Raw genomic sequence first — 1,111 nt, forward strand, 5'->3', positions numbered from 1 at the left:
CCCCGGCCCTATCCGTTCCGCTCGCCAGCTTCGGGGGCCCGGAGGCAGAGCGGCAGAGTTGCAACGCACTGCCCGCGGCTTGCATAATGCACTTGGACGTGAGATCCCCGCAGGGCCCGCGGTCGGACCACGCCCGGAAAGAAGGTCGAGCCGTTGAAGTCCGCAGTCGTGGTGCTTTTCCTGGCTCTGGCCGCCGTGATGCTGGCCTGCTCCCTGTGGTTCCGCGCCGACTCCGTCGACGCCGGCATCACTGACCAGCAGGTTGACAGCCTGGGGGCGGTCCCGAGCACCCCGGATTCCCTCGAAGGCGATTCCATCGAGGAGGCAGAGGAGCCCCCGCTCCTCATGAACTACCCCCCGGAGCCCGAGAACATCGAGGCCCCGGAAACCGAGGAGGCCCCAACTGGCTAGGGTAACCCTGTCCGCTCTCATAACGTCTATGGCCGGCCGCTACGGCGGAGGCGTGTTCCGCAACTGGAAGGGGCTCACCGTGCTCGGCGTGCTCCCCTCCAGCGTGAGGAATCCCGGCACCGCCCGTCAGGTCCAGGCCCGCGACGTGATCGCAGTCATCTCGAAGGCCTGGAGCGGCCTCACGGCCGAGGCCCGCGCACAGTGGGCCGATGTCGCTGCTTACCTCACTTCGCAGTGGCAGAACTACACCAACGAGGTCGGTACCGACGCCGTGATCAAGGTCCCGCGGGGCCCGTTCGGCCCTCTCACGGCCCTCACGGCCGTCCATGGGCTCCTGCAGTCTGTCGGTGTCTGGGGCCCGCATCTGCCCGTCGTGGACGCCCCCGTCGGCATGACGGGCCCGTCCGCGCCGCGGTCCCTCTCCCTCTCGGGCGATACCGACGGCCTGATCGCCACCGTCACGGCCCCCGCCGACTGGGGCGACAACGCCACCGCCGGCAACATCCGCGTCTGGGTAAAGTCCGAAGACGGCACGTTCTTCGCGCAGCTCGCGACCTACGGGCCCGCCGGCCCCTTCACCATCACCGCCCTGCACTCCTCGGGCTCGGGGCTCGCGATCCCCCAGACGCCCGGGTGGTACTTTTTTCAGTGGGACGCCGTGAACCCCGAATGCCACCGCGGCACCCCCCGAGCGGTGGAG

2 protein-coding genes are annotated in these 1,111 nt (G+C 69.3%); both read left to right on the forward strand.

Features of this window, described 5'->3' with window-relative positions; translation table 11 throughout:
• Nucleotides 1-153 precede the first annotated feature (153 nt).
• The gene (locus tag QUS11_09440) at nucleotides 154-411 is read left to right on the forward strand and encodes a hypothetical protein (GenBank protein MDM7993525.1); all 258 of its coding nucleotides are present in this window, start codon (nucleotides 154-156) and stop codon (nucleotides 409-411) included.
• Between the two features lie 28 nt (nucleotides 412-439).
• Nucleotides 440-1,111, forward strand: a 672-nt coding sequence (locus QUS11_09445) for a hypothetical protein (GenBank protein ID MDM7993526.1), incomplete at its 3' end; no start/stop codon positions are given.

It is taken from the genome of Candidatus Fermentibacter sp., assembly GCA_030373045.1.
In the GTDB taxonomy this organism is placed as follows: domain Bacteria; phylum Fermentibacterota; class Fermentibacteria; order Fermentibacterales; family Fermentibacteraceae; genus Fermentibacter.